Genomic DNA, 17,208 nt, shown 5'->3' with positions numbered 1-17,208 from the left:
CCCGGCGCAGTGGGGGCGCGCGCCAAAGGTCATGGGGGCGGGTGGACAGCAACAAGCTAGATCCGCGGGACAGCGAGCAGAAGAGCGTGCGCTCTAGACTTTCTAAAGAACCTTTGGTAATTATTTCTGGCGGCGGCGCAACAAATACGTGTCCATGATCCAGCCCTTGCGCCGGCGCGCTTCCGCACGTGCTTCGACGATCCCGTCGGCCACCTCGGACAGTGGTCCGGCGATCAGGATCTCGTCCGGCGTGCCGAGGTAGGCACCCCAGTAGATGTCGGCATCCTGGTCGGTGTGCCGGGTGAAGGCGGTCTGCGCGTCGAGCATCACCACGACGTCGTCGACGTCATCGGGCCAGCTCTTCGCGAGCCGTCGTCCGGTGGTGATCTCGATCGGCTTGCCGACCTGGTTGAGGCCGACCCGGTGCCGGGCCGCGAGGGCGGAGACGCTGCTGATGCCGGGGATGACCTCGATCTCGAAGGTCAGCTCGCCGCGGGCCAGGATGTCGTCGAGGATCGCCAGCGTGCTGTCGTACAAGGACGGGTCGCCCCAGACGAGGAAGGCGCCGGTCTGGCCGTCTTCGAGCTCCTTGGCGATCAGGTCCGCGCAGACGTCCGCGCGGCGGCGGCGCCAGTCGTCGACGGACTCGACGTACGCGTCGCTGCTGCGGTCGCGCTCGGGGTCCCGGCCGAAGACGACCCGGTACTCGCGGTCACCCGCGTGCCGTCGCAGGATCTCCTCGCGCAGGTCGACCAACTCCTGCTTGACCTCGCCTTTGTCGAGGACGAAGAACACGTCGACCGCGGTGAGTGCCTTCACGGCCTGCATCGTCACGTGGTCCGGATCGCCGGCGCCTACCCCGATGACCTTCAGCTGCATCATGGCGCCGACAGTAGTAGGCAGGCCGGGTTTGGCTGCCTGCCCAGTTACTGCTAATTTGAAAGTAACTTCGTCGAGAGGTCCCCGTGCCCACTGCGGAAGAAATGCTCAGCACTGCGTCTGTGGTCGCCCTCGGCGCCTGCCTTCGCCGGGCGGCCCCTTCGCTGGAGCTGGCTACGGTGGCCGCGGCACCTGCCGAGTTGGCCGGCCTGGCGTTCAGTGAGCGCGGCCGGCTGGTGCGGGACGCCTTGCTGGCCGATCTGCCCACGGAGTACGGGGCGATGGAGAAGATCTTCCGGGCGGCGCTCGACGATCCCGGCTTCACCGGCTGGATGATCTGGCCGGTCACCGAGGCGGTCGCTGTCCGGGCGGTCGCTGATGACGAGCTCGAGGCGGGCCTTGCCTTGATCGCCGCGCTGACGCCGCGGCTGACCGGCGAGTTCGCGCTGCGGACCTTCCTGGCGGCGGAGCTGGATCGCACACTGGCGGTCGTACTCGAGTGGACTCGGCATCCGGATGAGCATGTACGGCGGCTGGCGAGCGAAGGGACCCGGGCGCGACTGCCCTGGGCCAAGCGGGTGCCCGGGCTGATCGAGCGGCCCGACGTGACGCGGCCGATCCTCGAGGCGCTGCGGCGCGACGAATCGGAGTACGTCCGCCGCTCGGTCGCCAACCACCTCAACGACCTGAGCCGGCTCGACCCTGCCCTGGCGGTCGCGATCGCCGGTGAGTGGCTGGCTTCGCCGGTGCCGAGTACCACGCGGCTCGTACGGCATGCGTTGCGTACCTTGATCAAGGCGGCTGACCCGGGAGCCCTTGCGTTGTTGGGGTTTGAGCCACCTGCGGGGCTGGTGGTGGACGGGCCGCTGGTCGCAGTACCGGCTGTTGCCGTGGGGGAGTCGCTGGCTTTCGAGTTCAGTGCGCACAACCGCGGCGACGGCGAGTTGCGGCTGGCGATCGACTACGTCGTCCACCACGTCAAGGCGAACGGGACGCTCGCGCCGAAGGTCTTCAAGCTCACCACCCGGACGCTCGCGCCGGGGGAGTCGGCGACGATCGCCAGACAACACTCGTTCAAGCCGATCTCGACCCGCCGGTACTACGCCGGCGAGCACGCGCTCGAACTCCAGATCAACGGCCGGACCTTCGGCCGCTCCTCCTTCACCCTCTCCACGGAAGGCAACCGATGACCATCCCCACCCCGCCCGACCCGACCGCCGCCGACCACGCGAAGCACCTCCCGCACTCGATCGTGACCTACCTGCGCGAGGCGGACCCGGCCCACCGGGCCAACGCCCACGACCTCCTGTCGGCCTTCACCCCCGACGCCGTCGTGGTCGACGAAGAAACCACCTACACCGGCCACGACGAGATCCACCGCTGGCGCGACACCGCCGCCACCGAATACACCTACACCGTCGAGCTGACCCACGTGGAAAAGCTCGACGAGACCCACTACGTCACCACCAACCACCTGGAAGGCGACTTCCCCGGCGGCGTGGTCGACCTCATCTACCGCTTCACCCTCGACCCCGAAACCAGCCTGATCACCCACCTCGAGATCGCTCCGTAGTCCTAGAGAAGGTGGCGCGCGACGATCTCGAGCAGAGTCGCGTGAGTGCCGGCATCGGCGGCGGCGATCACTCCCAGGCCTGAGTGCAGAGGTTGTCCGCGTAGGTCGGTGACGATGCAGCCGGCCGCGCGGCACAAGGCCAGCCCTGCCGTGAAGTGCACGCTGTCGCGGAGATCTCCGTCGGTCACGTACGCGGCGCGCCGGCCCGCCGCCACCCAGGCGACGGCCAAGGTGGTCGACAGGACCCGCTGACCGAACGCCTGCCGGAACGCGGGATCGGTCAGCAACCTCGACCCGAGCAAGTCGCCATCGGTGATCGGGTCGAGGTTGACGTCGACGAGCCGCGAGTCCGCCGAGGGTGCGATCGGAAGGTCGGATCCCTCCCGGCGGACGCTCGCAGTTGCTCCATCGGTCCAGAAGGTCTCGCCGGCGATCGGATCCGCGACGGCGGCGACGGCTGTCTCCGGGCCGTCCCGCAAGGCGACGTTGACCGAGAAGAGCGGAGTCCTGGCAGCGAAGTTGAGCGTCCCGCACAGCGGGTCGACGAGCCAGCGCCTCGGGGCGGTACCGTCGTCACTGGCACCGGTCTCCTCGCCCACGATCGCATCCTGCGGCCTGGCCCGCCGGATCAGCTCGAGAATCTCCTGCTCGGCGGCGAGATCCGTGTCGGTAGCGAAGTCCGTCGCCGACTTGTCGTGCCGGACGACCGCGGCACCGTACTGCGCCCGTACCACCGCGGCCCCCGCCTCCGCCGCCGCGACCGCCACCTCGAGATCAGACTCAGTCATCCCTCCATCCAACCCGGTGGCTGCCCGATGGTGAAGGGGGCCCGGCCCTGGATGCGGCGTGAAGGGAACTGTTGCCGATGGCCACGAATTCCTAGGGTCGCCATCATGACTTCCAAACTCGCTCTGCTCAAGCCACGGGGACTGCCCCGCTCGACCGGGGTGGCGGCTGCCGTGGGCGCGCTGGTGGTGCTCGGCGGCGGCATGCTGGTGGCCTCGGCCGCCGAACCCGCGACGACCACGATCCACGCCTGCGTCGACAAGAACTTCGGCGACCTCCGCGTGATCGACCCCGCCAAGGGCGGCTCCTGCCGCTTCTACGAGAACCCCACCTCCTGGAACCAGCAGGGCCCCAAGGGCGACCCGGGCACCCCCGGTGCCGCGGGTGCGCCCGGCGCTCCCGGTGCCAAGGGCGAGAAGGGTGACAAGGGAGACCAGGGCCCGAAGGGCGACCCGGCGGACAGCGTCGGCGTCACCGTCTCCGCCCCCGTACTGGTGAAGCAGGCCTTCAAACCAGGCGAGCGGCACTCCTGGGAGGCCCTCTGCCCGGCCGGCCAGGTTGTGGTCAGCGGTGGGCACTCAGGCGACTCGAACAGCGGCGAAGGTCTGATCTTCTCCGACTCGGAGCCCTTGTACTTCGCGCAAGGCTGGAAGGTCGAGGCGACCTACACCGGCACCCAGAGCAACGTCCAGGGCTATGCCTTCGCCCTCTGCGCAGTCGGCCACAGCACCGCGACACCGGGCGGCGGTGCAGGCTGACCCGCCGCAGACCGTTTGAATGAGGCCGTTCCGGGGTGTTGGCTGGAGAAAAACGCCCCGGAAGGACCCTCGATGGACATCGGTCTGCAGATTCCTGACTTCACCTGGCCGAACGGCGCGGCCGCGCTCGGCGCCGAGCTCGCCGCAGTGGCTGAGACCGCCGATCGGGCCGGCTTCAGCCACTTGGCCGTGATGGACCACTTCTTCCAGATCCGCGGTGTCGGCCCCGCGGATCACGACATGCTCGAGGCCTACACGACGCTCGGATTCCTCGCCGCGCAGACCGAGCGGGTCAAACTCTTCACGCTGATCACCGGCGTGCACTACCGCCACCCCGGCCTGCTGGCCAAGGCGGTGACGACCCTCGACGTACTGTCCGGCGGCCGCGCCATGATCGGCATCGGCGCCGGCTGGAACGAGGAGGAGTCCCGCGGGCTCGGCTTCGACTTCCCGCCGGTCGCGGAGCGGTTCGAGCGGCTGGAGGAGACGCTCAAGTACCTGCAGCAGATGTGGTCCGACGAGGACAAGCCGTTCGAGGGCAAGCACTACCAGGCCGAGCGGCTGCTGAACGTCCCGCAGGCGCTGAGCAAGCCGCACCCGCCGATCATGGTCGGCGGCGGGGGAGAGAAGAAGACGCTCCGCCTGGTCGCGCAGTACGCGCAGTCCTGCAACCTGTTCAACACCCCCGAGCTCGAGCACAAGCTCGACGTCCTCAAACAGCACTGCGAGGACGTCGGCCGCGACTACGCCGAGATCACCAAGACCGTCTACCAGACCCTCGACGCCGGTACGAACGGCGAGAAGACCCAAGAGCTGATCGACGAGCTGGGCCGTCTCCACGCCCTCGGCTTCGACGCCGCCATCGGCAGCATCCCGCAAGCCCCCGACCTAGAAGCCGTAGAACGCATCGGCAGTGAGGTGATCCCCGCAGCCGCCCGCTTCTGAACTGCACGACCGGATCAGCCGGCGATCACTGCCACGCCGAGACGGCTGCCGTCCATCTGCGTGACTAGGGTTGGTTGTATGGAGCGAGTGCTGACGGCCAAAGGTGCGGCGACCCGGCAACGGATCGTCGAGGGCGCCGCGCTGCTTGTTCGCGATCGTGGGGTCGCCAACGTCGGGCTCGATGACATCTGCGCAGCCACTGCGACGAGCAAGAGCCAGCTCTTCCACTACTTCCCCGATGGCAAGGCCGACCTGATGCTCGCCGTCGTCAGGTACGAAGCGGAGCAGGTGATCACCGACCAGCTGCCCCAGCTCGCCGACCTCACCACCTGGCGCAACTGGCAGGCCTGGCGCCGTCGCGTCATCCAGATCTATGACGCGCAACGGGCCGCCTGCCCGCTCCGGGCGCTGACCACCCAGCTCGGCACGGCGGATCCGGCCACCCGTGAGGTCGTCGAGGGGCTGACCGACACCTGGGCGGCCTACCTGGCGGCCGGCGTCCAAGCGCTGAAGGACGCAGGGGAGATCGACCCGCGCATCGACGTACAGAAGACGGCCAACGCGATCCTTGCTGCCGTCACCGGCGGTGCGACCCTGCTGCAGTCGACCAACCGCCTCAGCTACCTCGAAGACGCCCTCACCGAGGCCCTCGACAACATGCGACGCCCGAGGAACCAGTACGTCGCCGGAGGAGGCTAGTCCCCGTCAGCCGCGGGCTTGCCCTCGCGCCACTCGCGTTCGAACGGCAGCCGCCAAGCATGCGGCGCGATCAGCTGGTGGATGGCGTTCGGCCCCCAGGTACCGGGTGCGTACGTCTTCACCGGCGGCGGGTCCTCCAGCAGCAGCGTCGAGTTCTCCCACAGCGACTCGATGCCCTCGGCCGTCGTGAACAGCGTGTGGTCGCCGCGCATAGCGTCGAGGATCAGCCGCTCGTACGCCTCCAGCACATCGCCCGCGGTCTCCGTCTCCTGCGTCGAGAACTGCATCGACAACTTCTCCAGCCGCATCCCCGGACCGGGCCGCTTGCCGTAGAAGGACAGCGACACCCGCGACGAGTCGGCCAGGTCGAAGGTCAGGTGGTCCGGCCCCTGCGACCCGACCCCGGAGCCGGACGGGAACATGGTCTTCGGTGCTTCCTTGAAGGCGATCGAGATGATCCGCATCCCCTCGGCCATCTTCTTGCCGGTCCGCAGATAGAACGGCACCCCGGCCCAGCGCCAGTTGTCGATCCCGACCTTCATCGCGATGAACGTCTCGGTGTCGGAGTCCGGTGCGACGCCCTCCTCGCTGCGGTAGCCGCCGTACTGGCCGCGGACCACGTCCGACGGCTGGATCGGCAGCATCGAGCGGAAGACCTTGTTCTTCTCCTCCGAGATGGCCCGCGGCTCCAGCGCCGTCGGCGGCTCCATCGCGACGAACGCGAGCACCTGCAGGACATGCGTGACGACCATGTCCTTGAACGCGCCGGTCGGCTCGTAGAAGGTGGCCCGCTGGTCCAGTCCGAGCGACTCGGGGATGTCGATCTGGATGTGGTCGATGAAGTTGCGGTTCCAGATCGGCTCGAACAGCCCGTTGGCGAACCGGAAGGCGAGGATGTTCTGCGCCGCCTCCTTGCCGAGGAAGTGGTCGATCCGGAAGATCTGCGACTCGTCGAAGGTCTCGTGGACGAAGTCGTTCAGCTCGATCGCCGACTGCAGGTTGTCGCCGAACGGCTTCTCCATCACCACCCGGGCCCGGTCGACCAGGTCGGCGTCGCGCAGCATCTGGATCACCGAGCGGGCGGCCTTCGGCGGTACCGACAGGTAGTGCAGCCGGCAGGTGTCCGGCCCGAGCACGGTCTCGGCAGTCTTGACGGCGGCGGCGAGCGCGCCCGGGCCCTCCTTGGTCGAGACGTACTCGAGCCGCTCCGAGAACTGCGCCCACTCGTCCTCGGTGATCTTGTGCGTGCCGTAGGTGTCCACCGCGAGCCGGGCCCGGGCCCGGAACTCGTCCGAGCTGAGCTCCTCCATCGCGGTCCCGATGATCCGTACGTCCGGCGCGAACCGGGACTGCTGCAGGTATGCCAGCCCCGGCAGCAGCTTGCGCTTGGCCAGGTCGCCGGTCGCCCCGAACAGCACGATCACATGCGGCGCGAGCGGCTCCAGATCACGCCGCGACGGTCGCGCCCCCGGCGCGGGATAGGCGATCGTCTGGGTACGTGAATCGGGCATTCTCAGGTCCTCCTACGGACGACGCGGCAAACCTTGATCAGTGTAGGCGCGCCGCCTCGAGGATCGCCTTCACGAACGCACGTGGCTTCTCCTGCGGCAGGTTGTGCCCAGCACCCTGTACTACGTGATGCACCCGGGGACCCGTGAAGTGGAAGGCCGAAGGTTTCCCATCCGTCCATGGAAAGTTGCCGTCGTCTTTGCCGTCGAGCGTGACGGCCGGGACCGTGATCGGCGGCTGCTTGCGGAGCTGGGCCTCCAGCGCGTCGTACCGGGGGTCGCCGGGCTCGGTCAGCCGGCGGTGGCGGTACACGTGCAGGACCACGGCGACGTAGTCCGGGTTGGTCATCAGGGAGGCGGCCCGGTCGAGGTCGGCCTCGGTGTAGTCCCAGGTGGGGGAGTTCTTGGTCCAGACGACCCGGGCGATCTCCTTGCGGTTCTGGGTCAGGCCGTTCTTGCCGCGCTCGGTGGTGAAGTAGTCGAAGTACCACTGGGCCGCCTCGACCGCCGGAGCCGCAGGGATCACTGCGAGCTTGGGGTCGAGGTTCTGGACCAGGTAGCTGTTCACCGAGACCAGTGCGACGCAGCGCTCCGGCCAAAGGGCCGCTGCGACGCATAGACCGCGGCCACCCCAGTCATACCCGGCAAAGATGGCCTTGGGGATCTGCAGCGCGTCCATGAAGGCGATCCAGTCCGACCCGAGCGCTGCCTGCTGCCCGGAGCGGAAGGTGTCGGCGGACAGGAACGTCGTCTCCCCGTGTCCCCGCAGGAACGGCGTGAGCACCCGGTACCCGGCCCGCACCAGCTCGGGCACCACATGCGTGAACGCATACGGGCTGTAGGGCCAGCCATGCCCGAGCAGTACCGCGGGTCCACCGGCCGGGCCGGACTCGTAGTACGCGATGTCAAGCAGGTCGGTCTGCACGTGCCGCAGCCGCCCGAGGCCGCCCACTGCTACAGGTGCAGCGCTGGCAATGCCCGGTACTACGGCAGCCGCGGCGGCGCCCGCCCCGACCACCTTGCTGAAGGTCCTTCTGCTGATCATGAAAAGCAGTCCTCTCTCAACGCAGGGAACGGAACGCGGCGCGGATCTCGCGGCTGAACAGCTCGGGCTCTTCCCAGGCGGCGAAGTGGCCGCCCTTGTCGACCTCGTTGAAGTAGATGAGGTTGTGGTACGCCTGATCGGCCCAGCTGCGCGGGGTCTGGTAGATCTCGCCCGGGAAGACCGTGATCGCGGCCGGGATCGAGATGTCGACGGCGTTGAAGTTGTTCTCGCCGTTCTCCAGGTAGAGCTGCGACGAGGACACGGCCGTGTTGGTGACCCAGTACAAGGTGATGTCGTCGAGCATCTCGTCCTTGGTCAGCGACCGCTCCGGGTCGCCGCCGCTGTAGGTCCACTGCGCGAACTTGTCGTACATCCACGCGGCCAGCCCGGCCGGCGAGTCGGTCAGGCCGTAGCCGAGCGTCTGCGGGCGGGTCGCCATCATCGCGGAGTACCCGGTGTTCAGCGTGTAGAAGGTCTTCAACGTGTCGAAGGCCTTCTTCTCCACCGGACCGAGCCCGGCCGGCGCGGGATCACCGTCGTTGAGCGCCTTGGCGACGTCCGGCGGCACGGTGGCCGGCATGTTGACGTGGATGCCGAGCAGCCCGGGGAAGGCCCGGCGGGCCATCTTGTCCGAGACGACCGCACCCCAGTCACCGCCCTGCGACACGTACTGCGAGTAGCCCAGCCGCTTCATCAGTACGTCCCAGGCGAGCCCGATCCGGTCCGCGTTCCAGCCCTTCGCCGTCGGCCGCTCGGAGAACCCGTAGCCGGGCATCGACGGGATGACCAGGTGGAACGCGTCCGCCGCGCGGCCGCCGTACGAGGTGGGGTCGGTGAGGGGGCCGATCACCTTCTGCAACTCGAGGATCGAGCCGGGCCAGCCGTGCGTGATGATCAGGGGCAGCGCGTTCGCGTGCTTGGAGCGGATGTGGGTGAAGTGGATGTCGAGGCCGTCGATCTTGGTGACGAACTGAGGCTGCGCATTGAGCCTGCGCTCGACCTTGCGCCAGTCGTAGCGCGTCCCCCAGTAGTGGACGAGCTCCTGGAGCTTGGCGAGCTGGACGCCTTGGGACTGGTCGGCGACCGTCTCCTTGGCGGGCCAGCGGGTCGCCTTGATCCGGTGACGCAGGTCGGCGAGCACATAGTCGGGCACGTTCACCCTGTACTTCCGGATGGCGGTGTCCGTTGCTGCTGCTTCGGGTCCGGCCAGCGCTTCGGTGCTGGAGAGGGTTGCTGTGGAAGCCACCGTGACGGCAGCGGCTGAGGTGGCGAGGAAGGTCCGCCGCGACGGTTGTTCGGGCATGGGATGTCTCCTACGGATAGTCAGCGCACTTACGCCTGACAACCTAGGAAGGACCGACCGTCCGCCGCGCCCGTCAGATGACGCTGCGGGTGTACGTCACCCTGGCGAATTCCGCAGTACGGCCGGCAAATCAGCGCGCGACGTGATGCCGAGCTTGGGGAAGATGCGGTGCAGGTGGGTGCTGACGGTTCGGTGCGAGAGGTAGAGGCGCTGGCCGATCTCGCGGTTGGTCAGGCCCTCGGCTGCCAGTTGGGCGATGCTCAGCTCGTGCGGGGTGAGTTGCTCGCGCGCATCCGGCGTACGGCGTGGGCTGGTCTCGCCTGCGGCGCGTAGCTCGCTGCGGGCTCGCTCGCTCCAGGGGATGAGGCCCAGCGCGTCGAAGGTCTCGCGTGCGGCCCGTAGGTGGACGCGGGACTCCGCTGCTCGGCGGTGGCGGCGCAACCACTCGCCGAAGGCCAGGTGCAGTCGCCCGCGCTCCAGGGGCCAGCCGGTGAGGTCGCCGGCCAGCGCGGCCAGGAATAGCTTCTCTGCGTCGTCGTCGCTGGCCAGTGCGGCGCGGGCGTAGCGCAGGCCTATGTGTAGGGAGGGGGAGCCGGTCTGCTGGGCATCCTTCTCCAGCCTCTGGATGATCTTGCGTGCTGCGTCCTCCTGGCCGCAGCGGATCGCTGCCTCGGTCAGGTCGGCTATCAGGTAGCAGCGCAGGGCTAGCTGATAGGAGGGCTCGGTGAGGTCGAAGACGCGGTGCAGGTCGGCGAAGGCGTCGGCGTGGCGGCCCTCGCCCAGGGCGGACAGGCCACGGGCTAGCTGGACGGTGGCGAGGATGGGGCGGGCGCCTGCGGCTAGGGCGACCTGCTCTGCCTCGGCGATCAGGTTGGCGGCTTCGGCGTACAGGCCACGGAGGGCTGCGATCTCGGCCTGGGCGGAGAGTGCGAAGCCGTACATGAAGATTTGGTGGGTTTCCTTGGCCAGCCGGGCTGCTTCCTCGGCGGCGGGCAGTGCGACGTCGAGGTTGCCCAGACGGGTGGCGCTGCAGGCGTGCACGGCCAGGGCGCGGGCGAGTAGGCCTAGCCGGCCTTGCGCCCGTAGACCGGCTGCGGCGGAGGCGGAGAACCTGGCGGCCAGCTCGAAGGCGCCGATCTGCAGGGCGGCGCTGCCGAGGAATCGCTCGACCTCGGGGTCGCCTCCGGTCTGTCCGGCGAGTTCCATCAGGCCGGCGGCGACGGCCTTGCCGCGCTCGATCGGGGCGACGTAGGCGAGGATGGCGATCAGGCGCGGGTCGTGTTCGTCGAGCGGGAGACTGTCGGCGACGTCGAGCAGATGCTGGCGGGCCTCCGGGCCGGGCTCAGCCCAGAAGCACCGCATCCCCGCACCCCACAGGATCCGCATCGCCAGATCCAGATCGCCGTCCTCAAAAACCGACCGCGCCAACTTCGCCAGCTCGATCGGCCCCGCCGTGTCGTCGACCAGCCCGTCATCGAAACTGCTCCGGATCCAGGTAGCCCGCGCCCGATGCTGGAACGACAGCTCCTCCCTGGAGGCCTCGGCAAGCAGCCGCTCCACCAGATCCGACCGCCCCGCCTCCACCCCCAGATCAGCCGCCCGCAGCAACCGATCAGCGCGCAACTCACCACTCTCACTCAGCCGTGCAGCCTCCTCCAACCCAGCAATAGCCGCCCCAACCCCACCCCGATACCGAGCCCGCTCAGCCGCCTCAACCAGTACCCCCGCGATCCCCTCATCAGCCGTGGTCGCGGCGGCCGCGAGATGCCAGACCTGCCGTTCGGGATCCTTCTGCAGCGCATCCGCCAGCGCTCGATGCGCGGCGCGGTGCTCAGCTGCGGTTGCCGCCTGAACGATCGCCGACCGCATCAAGGGATGCCGAAACGCCAACCGCCCACCCACGGCCAGCCAGGCTCCGCCTTGCCCGCTGCTGCCCTGGCCGGGCTCGCCCTGCCCAGCGATGCCGCGCCCGGCTACGTTCGCCCCGGCTACGTTCGCCCCGGCTCCGCCTAGCGCGGCTTCGATCAGCCCGGCCTCGGCGGCCGGCGTGAGCGTCTCGGCGCCTACCGGCGCGCCGCCGAGCGCGGCGCTTGCGGCTTCGAACATCTCGCTGAGGGAGCCGCGATCGTTGAGTGCGGCAACCAGCAGGCACATCCGGGTGTCCGCGGGCAGCGTGGAGATCCGGGCGCCGAAGGCGCGCTCCAACCGGGTGTTCAGCGGCAAGGTGGCCTTGAGCAACGAGTCTGCCTGGATGGTGGCGGGTAGCTCGGCCAGGGCCAGCGGGTTGCCTGCCGCCTCGGACAGCAGGCGCTTGCGGACGGACGGGTCGAGCGTCGGAGCGACCTCGTCGAGGAGGGTGGATGCGACGTCGTCGGTGAGGGGCTCGAGGTGGAGGGAGGGCAGTTCGGTGTCCAGTTGGCTGGGGACGCCGTCCCGGACGGTGGCGAGCAGGACGATCGGCTCTGAGTCGAGGCGGCGTGCGACGAAGGCGAGTACGTCGGCGCTTGCTTGGTCGAGCCAGTGAGCATCCTCGGCGAGCAGCAGGAGCGGCGTACCGGTGTCGGAGAGGAGGTTGAGCGCTGCCATTCCGACCAGGTAGAGGTCCGGGATGTCGCCATCGGCGAGGCAGAGCGCGATTCGGAGGGCTTCGCGTTGCGATCCGGGCAGTGCGTCGATTCCCTTGCGGACGGGGTGCAGTAGCTGGTGCAGGCCGGCGTACGGGAAGTTCTGCTCGGACTCCGAGCCCGTGACGGACAGGACCTTCGCACCGGCCGCCCTGGCCTGCGTGGCGGCCTCGGCGGCCAGTGCGGACTTCCCGATACCAGCGGCGCCGCGGATCACCAGGGCGCCACCGGACTCGGTGATCCCGGCAACAAGCGCGCTCAGCCGTTCCTGCTCTGCCGTCCGCCCGAGGAGTGTCCGCACGCTGCCGAGTGTGGCATGCCAGAACAAAGCTCAAGAACTACTGGTAAGACCTTCATAAGACCCACATGTCAGCATCAGGCCAACCCGTCCGCGCACCGGTCAGCCCAACCTAGCCTCGGCGTATGCACCTCCGGCACAGCTTCCTGGCCCTCGCCCTCGCGGCCCTCGCCTTCACCGCGACCGGCTGCGCCACCAGCGACGCCCCGGACCCCGCCCCCAACCTCCTGGGCGAATATCTCAAGTCCACAAGCGTCAAGAACGACCGCTTCCCCAGCACCGGCGGCTCCAGCGAGGACCGGGTGGCCAACTTCGCCGCGTACTACTCGGCGGATCAGCTGCAGTCCCGGCTCCTGCTGGCCTTTCCGTGCAGCAACGATGGACAGGACAGGCGCAGCGGCGGGTTCTTCGACACCTCGTGCACGCCGAGCATGGCAGCTGAGAAGACGGCTGATGACCTTGGCGGAACACTCAACGCCCGGGTCCTCGTCGTGCGGCACAAGGACAAGTCCCTGGAGCTGCTCACCCTCTACCTAGCCGGCAACCAGGCAATCGACGACACCGGCCAGACCTACGCCGACCTGAAGGAGTTCCGCAGCAAGAACGGACTCCTCACCTCCTCCGACCTCATCCTGGCCCCGGCCGGGGCGTAGACAGGTCGGCGGCGGCGTACGCAGGTCGTCAGCTCGGCGGAGGGGTCAGCGTCGGCGGAGGTGGGGGTGCTCGATTGCCGGCGGGGTGGCGTTGTAGTTGTCGGCCGGATCCAGCTCGGTGCCGGGCGGGACGATCTCGTCGATCCGGTCAAGCACGTCCCCGGACAGGTCGAACTCAGCTGCCGGTAGCAGACTGTCGAGCTGCTCCTGGGTGCGCGGGCCGATCAGTACGGACGTCACCGCCGGGTGCGCCCGGGCGAACGCGATAGCCAGCTGAGGCAGCGTCATCCCGGCCTCTGCAGCAAGCGCGCTGAGCTTGCCCACAGCGGCCGCCTTCGCAGCACCAGTCACAGTGGTGGGGTCGTAGTGGTTGGGCCGGGTCGACGCCCGGTGGGACGACGTCAGGTCCGCCCGGCCCGACAGCCAGCCGCCATTGAGCGGGCTGAAGACCAGTACGCCGAGGTCGTGCCGCTGCGTCACCGGGAAGACCGATGCCTCCGGGCGCCGGGTGAAGATCGAGTACATGAGCTGCTCGGTCAGGAACCGGTGCGTACTCCGCCGCTCCGCGGCCCACTGCGCCTCGACGATCGTCTCGGCCGGGAACATCGACGACCCGAACGCCCGGATCTTGCCCGCCTGGACGAGGTCGGACAGCGCGGACAACGTCTCGGCGACGTCCGTGTCATGGTCCGGCCGGTGGAGCTGGTACAGGTCGAGGTGATCCGTGCCGAGCCGGCGCAGGCTGTTCTCGACCGACTGGATGATCCACCGGCGGGAGGCGCCGCGCTGGTTCGGGTCGGTGCCCATCGGCAGGCCGAACTTGCTGGCCAGTACGACGTCGTCGCGCCGGTCGCGGATCGCCGTACCGACGATCTCCTCGGACTCGCCGGCCGAGTAGACGTCAGCGGTGTCGATCAGGTTGATGCCGGCGTCGAGGGCGGAATGGATGATCCGGACCGAGTCCTCGTGGTCCGGATTGCCCATCGCGCCGAACATCATCGCGCCGAGGCTGAGCTCGCTGACCGAGATGCCGGTGCCGCCGAGAATTCTGCGGTTCATGGGAATGCCTTTCTGTCGATACTTCGATCAGACCACCGGCGGGCGGGGAAGCGTGAGCCTGATGCTGGCGCCCGCTTGCGCGATCCTGGCGACTTCGGTGGAACACTGGGGGAGTGGACCTGCTCGAAGAGCTCCGGACGCTGATCCTGCGGCACGCCGTCGGGCAGCGCGGGCACAGCCGGCACCTGCTGGACGGCGTACAGGTCAGCCGGGTCGATGCGCCGACCGAGCTGAGTGCCGGGGTGGCCGAGCCGTCGGTGGCGATCGTTGCCTCAGGCGTCAAACTGACGCTGCTCAACGGGGTCGCCTACGAGTACAGCGCCGGGCAGTTCCTGGTCACCTCGCTGGACCTGCCGGTGATCGGGCAGGCGCTGAAGGCGAGTCCCGACGAGCCGTTCGCCGTGGTGAGCATCCGGCTCGACCCGCTGGACATCGCGCCGCTGCTGCTCGAGACGCCGGCCCGGCCACCGCAGTACGGCGGCATGGTGGTCAGCGACGCGACGCCGGACTTGCTCGATCCTGTCGTCCGGCTGCTGCGGATCGCCGACCGGCCGGACGACGTACGGGTGCTGGGGGCCGGTATCCGGCGCGAGATCCTGTGGCGGCTGCTCCTCGGTGACCAAGGCGCGCTGGTTCAGCAGATCGGGCTGGCAGACGGCATGCTCTCGCACATCTCGGACGCGATCGGCTGGATCCGCCGGCACCACAACGAGCCGATCCTGGTGGCCGACCTGGCCGAGGTGGCCGGGATGAGCCCGTCGACCTTCCACCGGCACTTCCTGGCCGCGACCTCGATGACGCCGATCCAGTTCCAGAAGCAGCTACGGCTGCAGGAGGCCAGGGTGCTGCTCCGCACGCAGCCGCTGACGGCCGCCGAGGTCGCGTACCAGGTCGGCTACACCAGCCCGGCCCACTTCACCCGGACGTACCACAAGGCCTTCGGCCGTACGCCGGCCGAGGACCGGACTCCCTAGTACGCGCCTTCGTAGGCCGCGAACACCATGCCTAGGCCACGGCCGTCACCGAGCGCGCTCTCTTCCAGCATCTGGTTCATCACATAGGCAACGGTCAGCCGGGCCTCGAGGTCGACCAGGACCAGTGAGCCGCCCCAACCGCCCCAACTGCAGGTCTGGCCCTGCACGCTGTAGCCCATCCCATAACGCATCCGCCTGCCGAACACCTCGTCCTCACCGAAGAACTGCTCCTCGAGGACGCGCTCGCACCCGGCCTTCGACAGCAAGCGCACGCCACGGGCCTCGCCGCCGTTGGCCAGCACCGACTGGACAGCAGCGACCGACCGCGCGTTGCCGAACCCACCGGCCGATGGGATATCCGCCCGTCGCCAGGCCTCGGTGTTGGCGGTCTCCGCCGGAATCGGCGGGTTCCCGGGCCCCGCTGCGACGATCTCGGGTGCTCTGGTCGGGGCCGGGATGACAGGGGAGACCCGGTGGTCGTCACCGGGCGGCACAGTCAGCTGGAAGTCGGCACCGAGCGGTCCGGCGACCTCCTCGGCGAAGTAGGTGGCGAGAGTCCGGCTGGTTGCCCGCCGGACGATCTCGCCGAGCAGGAATCCCTGGGTCACCGCGTGGTAGGCGCCGACCTCCCCCGGCGGCGCGCTCGGCGCCTGCTCGGCCAGCAGCCTGGTCATCAGCGACCAGTCGTAGAGCTGCTCGGTCCGTACCGGCTTGTCCCAGGTGGGCAGGCCGGCCGTGTGGCCCAGCACGTGCCGTACCAGGATCTTGTCCTTGCCCAGGGCACCGAATTCCGGCCAGTACTTCGCGACCGGCGCGTCCAGGTCGATCACCCCACGGTCGGCGAGGATCAGCGTCGTCAACGCGGCCATCGTCTTCGTCGTGGAGAAGACGCAGGTGATCGTGTCGGACTCCCAGGGCCTGGTGCGGGCCTCATCGAAGTACCCGCCCCACAGATCCACGACCAGCTCGTCACCCAGGTAGACGGCGACCGAAGCACCGACGTCCTTGTCGTCCAGAGACGCGACCAGCGCCTCCCGCACGGTCTCGAACCGCGCGTCGCAGGTCCCCTCCACCTCACTCATGAGCCCATCAAAGCCACTACGCGCGCCCGCACCAACCGATTTGTTCGGTAGGCACCGGGATTTCATCACTCTGACAGCAGGCGCTGCTACAACGAGTGAATGCGCAAACTGGGGATCTTCTTCGCGGCGGCGCTGACCGCCCTGCTCATTCCGCTGCAAGCCCACGCCGTCACCGGCTGGCGGATCGTCGGTTCCGACAACGCCCGGCCGCTCGACGAAGGCCAGGGGCTGGCGACCGTGACCCGCGGTGGCACCACGACGTACCGGTACACCGGCACCACGACCATCCCACTCGATCTGCTGGTCGGCGGCTGGAACCACGTCGGCGACCCCGGTGCCGCCGGGGGTTGGTACGTGGAGCCGTACCAGCGTGACGACCGCGGCGCGAAGCTCTACCGGGTGCAGTCGCCGACCGGCAAGTGGAGCAACTACAAGCACGCCCTGGAACTGTGGGAGGCCAGCAACAACAGCTTCTCCGCGGTATCTCCGGACGTGCGCTGGATGGTCACTGGTGAGTGGGGAACCATGGACCGCCTCCTGGTCCTGCCCATGCCCGGCGTCGGTGCCACCAACCCGGCCCAGAACCTCCCGTACGCCTCGGCGATCCGCCTGAACCACCAGGTCCGCGACATCCAAGGCTGCGACTTCGTCACCGCAACCCAACTCCTCTGCGCCTCCGACGACCCCGACGGCACCCTCTTCGGCACCACCAAGCCCCTGCTCCAGGTAGACCTCTCCGCCCCCGTCGGCACCACCGACGTCACCGGCACAGTCACCTCACTGGGCCAACTGCCCTTGCAGAGCGCCTGCACCGGCACCTTCGAGGTAGAGGGCATCGACTACTACGAACCCGACGCCACCCTCCGCGTCATCGTCCTCTCCCCAAGCATCTGCATCACCACCGACAGCAAGACCTACCGCTTCCAGCAGTAGCAACCTGGCCCGCCACGGTGGGGGTCCGGGGGCGGAGCCCGCCGGGTGGGGCGTGGGGGCTTCGCCCCCACAAAACGGCGGGCGATCCA

Annotated in this window: 16 protein-coding genes; 8 read left to right on the top strand and 8 right to left on the bottom strand. The window is 68.7% G+C overall.

Annotation, left to right across the window (positions count from 1 at the left end; translation table 11 throughout):
• Positions 1 to 120: 120 nt before the first annotated feature.
• Positions 121 to 882 carry a precorrin-6A synthase (deacetylating) gene (gene cobF / locus ABD768_RS18320; RefSeq protein WP_344842007.1) on the bottom strand — a complete coding sequence of 254 codons (762 nt, stop codon included), beginning with the start codon at positions 880 to 882 and terminating at the stop codon, positions 121 to 123.
• Between the two features lie 83 nt (positions 883 to 965).
• Between cobF and ABD768_RS18315 the strand changes: the two genes are divergently transcribed.
• Complete coding sequence (locus tag ABD768_RS18315; protein WP_344842004.1) at positions 966 to 2,069, top strand: DNA alkylation repair protein; 1,104 nt, start codon at positions 966 to 968, stop codon at positions 2,067 to 2,069.
• Positions 2,066 to 2,452, top strand: a complete 387-nt coding sequence (locus ABD768_RS18310; protein WP_343964079.1) for a nuclear transport factor 2 family protein — start codon at positions 2,066 to 2,068, stop codon at positions 2,450 to 2,452. Before ABD768_RS18315 ends, ABD768_RS18310 begins: the two co-directional genes overlap by 4 nt.
• 2 nt (positions 2,453 to 2,454) lie before the next feature.
• On the opposite strand, the gene ABD768_RS18305 is transcribed toward ABD768_RS18310, so the two are convergent.
• Positions 2,455 to 3,240 (bottom strand): inositol monophosphatase family protein, encoded by a 786-nt coding sequence (locus ABD768_RS18305; RefSeq protein WP_343964077.1) that lies wholly within the window; start codon positions 3,238 to 3,240, stop codon positions 2,455 to 2,457.
• 105 nt (positions 3,241 to 3,345) lie between these two features.
• Between ABD768_RS18305 and ABD768_RS18300 the strand changes: the two genes are divergently transcribed.
• From ABD768_RS18300 to ABD768_RS18290, 3 genes are all read left to right on the top strand, one after another.
• Positions 3,346 to 3,996, top strand: coding sequence for a hypothetical protein (locus tag ABD768_RS18300; RefSeq protein ID WP_343964075.1), 651 nt, complete (start codon positions 3,346 to 3,348; stop codon positions 3,994 to 3,996).
• A 72-nt stretch (positions 3,997 to 4,068) separates the two neighbouring features.
• Positions 4,069 to 4,941 carry an LLM class F420-dependent oxidoreductase gene (locus ABD768_RS18295; protein ID WP_344842000.1) on the top strand — a complete coding sequence of 291 codons (873 nt, stop codon included), beginning with the start codon at positions 4,069 to 4,071 and terminating at the stop codon, positions 4,939 to 4,941.
• 78 nt (positions 4,942 to 5,019) lie between these two features.
• On the top strand, positions 5,020 to 5,640 hold the full coding sequence (locus ABD768_RS18290) for a TetR/AcrR family transcriptional regulator (RefSeq protein ID WP_344841997.1): 621 nt from the start codon (positions 5,020 to 5,022) through the stop codon (positions 5,638 to 5,640).
• On the opposite strand, the gene zwf is transcribed toward ABD768_RS18290, so the two are convergent.
• The 4 genes from zwf to ABD768_RS18270 all read right to left on the bottom strand — a co-directional run bounded on the left by zwf (position 5,637) and on the right by ABD768_RS18270 (position 12,421).
• Positions 5,637 to 7,151, bottom strand: a complete 1,515-nt coding sequence (zwf, locus tag ABD768_RS18285; protein ID WP_343964070.1) for a glucose-6-phosphate dehydrogenase — start codon at positions 7,149 to 7,151, stop codon at positions 5,637 to 5,639. The genes ABD768_RS18290 and zwf overlap by 4 nt on opposite strands.
• Before the next feature lie 37 nt (positions 7,152 to 7,188).
• Entirely contained in the window at positions 7,189 to 8,193 is a 1,005-nt protein-coding gene (locus ABD768_RS18280) for an alpha/beta fold hydrolase (RefSeq protein WP_344841994.1), read from the bottom strand.
• Between the two features lie 16 nt (positions 8,194 to 8,209).
• A complete protein-coding gene (locus ABD768_RS18275; protein WP_344841991.1) occupies positions 8,210 to 9,496 on the bottom strand; it encodes an epoxide hydrolase family protein in 1,287 nt (428 codons plus the stop codon).
• Positions 9,497 to 9,592: 96 nt separating this feature from the next.
• A complete protein-coding gene (locus tag ABD768_RS18270; protein WP_344841988.1) occupies positions 9,593 to 12,421 on the bottom strand; it encodes a helix-turn-helix transcriptional regulator in 2,829 nt (942 codons plus the stop codon).
• A gap of 122 nt (positions 12,422 to 12,543) precedes the next feature.
• On the opposite strand from ABD768_RS18270, the gene ABD768_RS18265 reads away from it, so the two are divergent.
• A complete protein-coding gene (locus ABD768_RS18265; protein ID WP_344841986.1) occupies positions 12,544 to 13,071 on the top strand; it encodes a hypothetical protein in 528 nt (175 codons plus the stop codon).
• Between the two features lie 45 nt (positions 13,072 to 13,116).
• Here the strand turns inward: ABD768_RS18265 and ABD768_RS18260 are convergent, their stop codons facing one another.
• A complete protein-coding gene (locus ABD768_RS18260; protein WP_344841983.1) occupies positions 13,117 to 14,130 on the bottom strand; it encodes an aldo/keto reductase in 1,014 nt (337 codons plus the stop codon).
• A gap of 113 nt (positions 14,131 to 14,243) precedes the next feature.
• On the opposite strand from ABD768_RS18260, the gene ABD768_RS18255 reads away from it, so the two are divergent.
• Positions 14,244 to 15,104 (top strand): AraC family transcriptional regulator, encoded by an 861-nt coding sequence (locus ABD768_RS18255; RefSeq protein WP_343964060.1) that lies wholly within the window; start codon positions 14,244 to 14,246, stop codon positions 15,102 to 15,104.
• Here the strand turns inward: ABD768_RS18255 and ABD768_RS18250 are convergent.
• The gene (locus tag ABD768_RS18250; protein ID WP_343964058.1) at positions 15,101 to 16,186 is read right to left on the bottom strand and encodes a serine hydrolase domain-containing protein; all 1,086 of its coding nucleotides are present in this window, start codon (positions 16,184 to 16,186) and stop codon (positions 15,101 to 15,103) included. The two genes, ABD768_RS18255 and ABD768_RS18250, sit on opposite strands and share 4 nt — an antisense overlap.
• Positions 16,187 to 16,285: 99 nt before the next feature.
• Here ABD768_RS18250 and ABD768_RS18245 point away from each other — a divergent pair, with 99 nt between their 5' ends.
• Entirely contained in the window at positions 16,286 to 17,119 is an 834-nt protein-coding gene (locus ABD768_RS18245; protein ID WP_344841980.1) for a hypothetical protein, read from the top strand.
• Positions 17,120 to 17,208 lie beyond the last annotated feature (89 nt).

The sequence above is a fragment of the Kribbella ginsengisoli genome (assembly GCF_039537185.1).
Taxonomy (GTDB): Bacteria; Actinomycetota; Actinomycetes; order Propionibacteriales; family Kribbellaceae; genus Kribbella; species Kribbella koreensis.
Note: the sequence above shows the minus strand (reverse complement) of the source record. Positions and strands in the feature narration are given on the sequence as shown.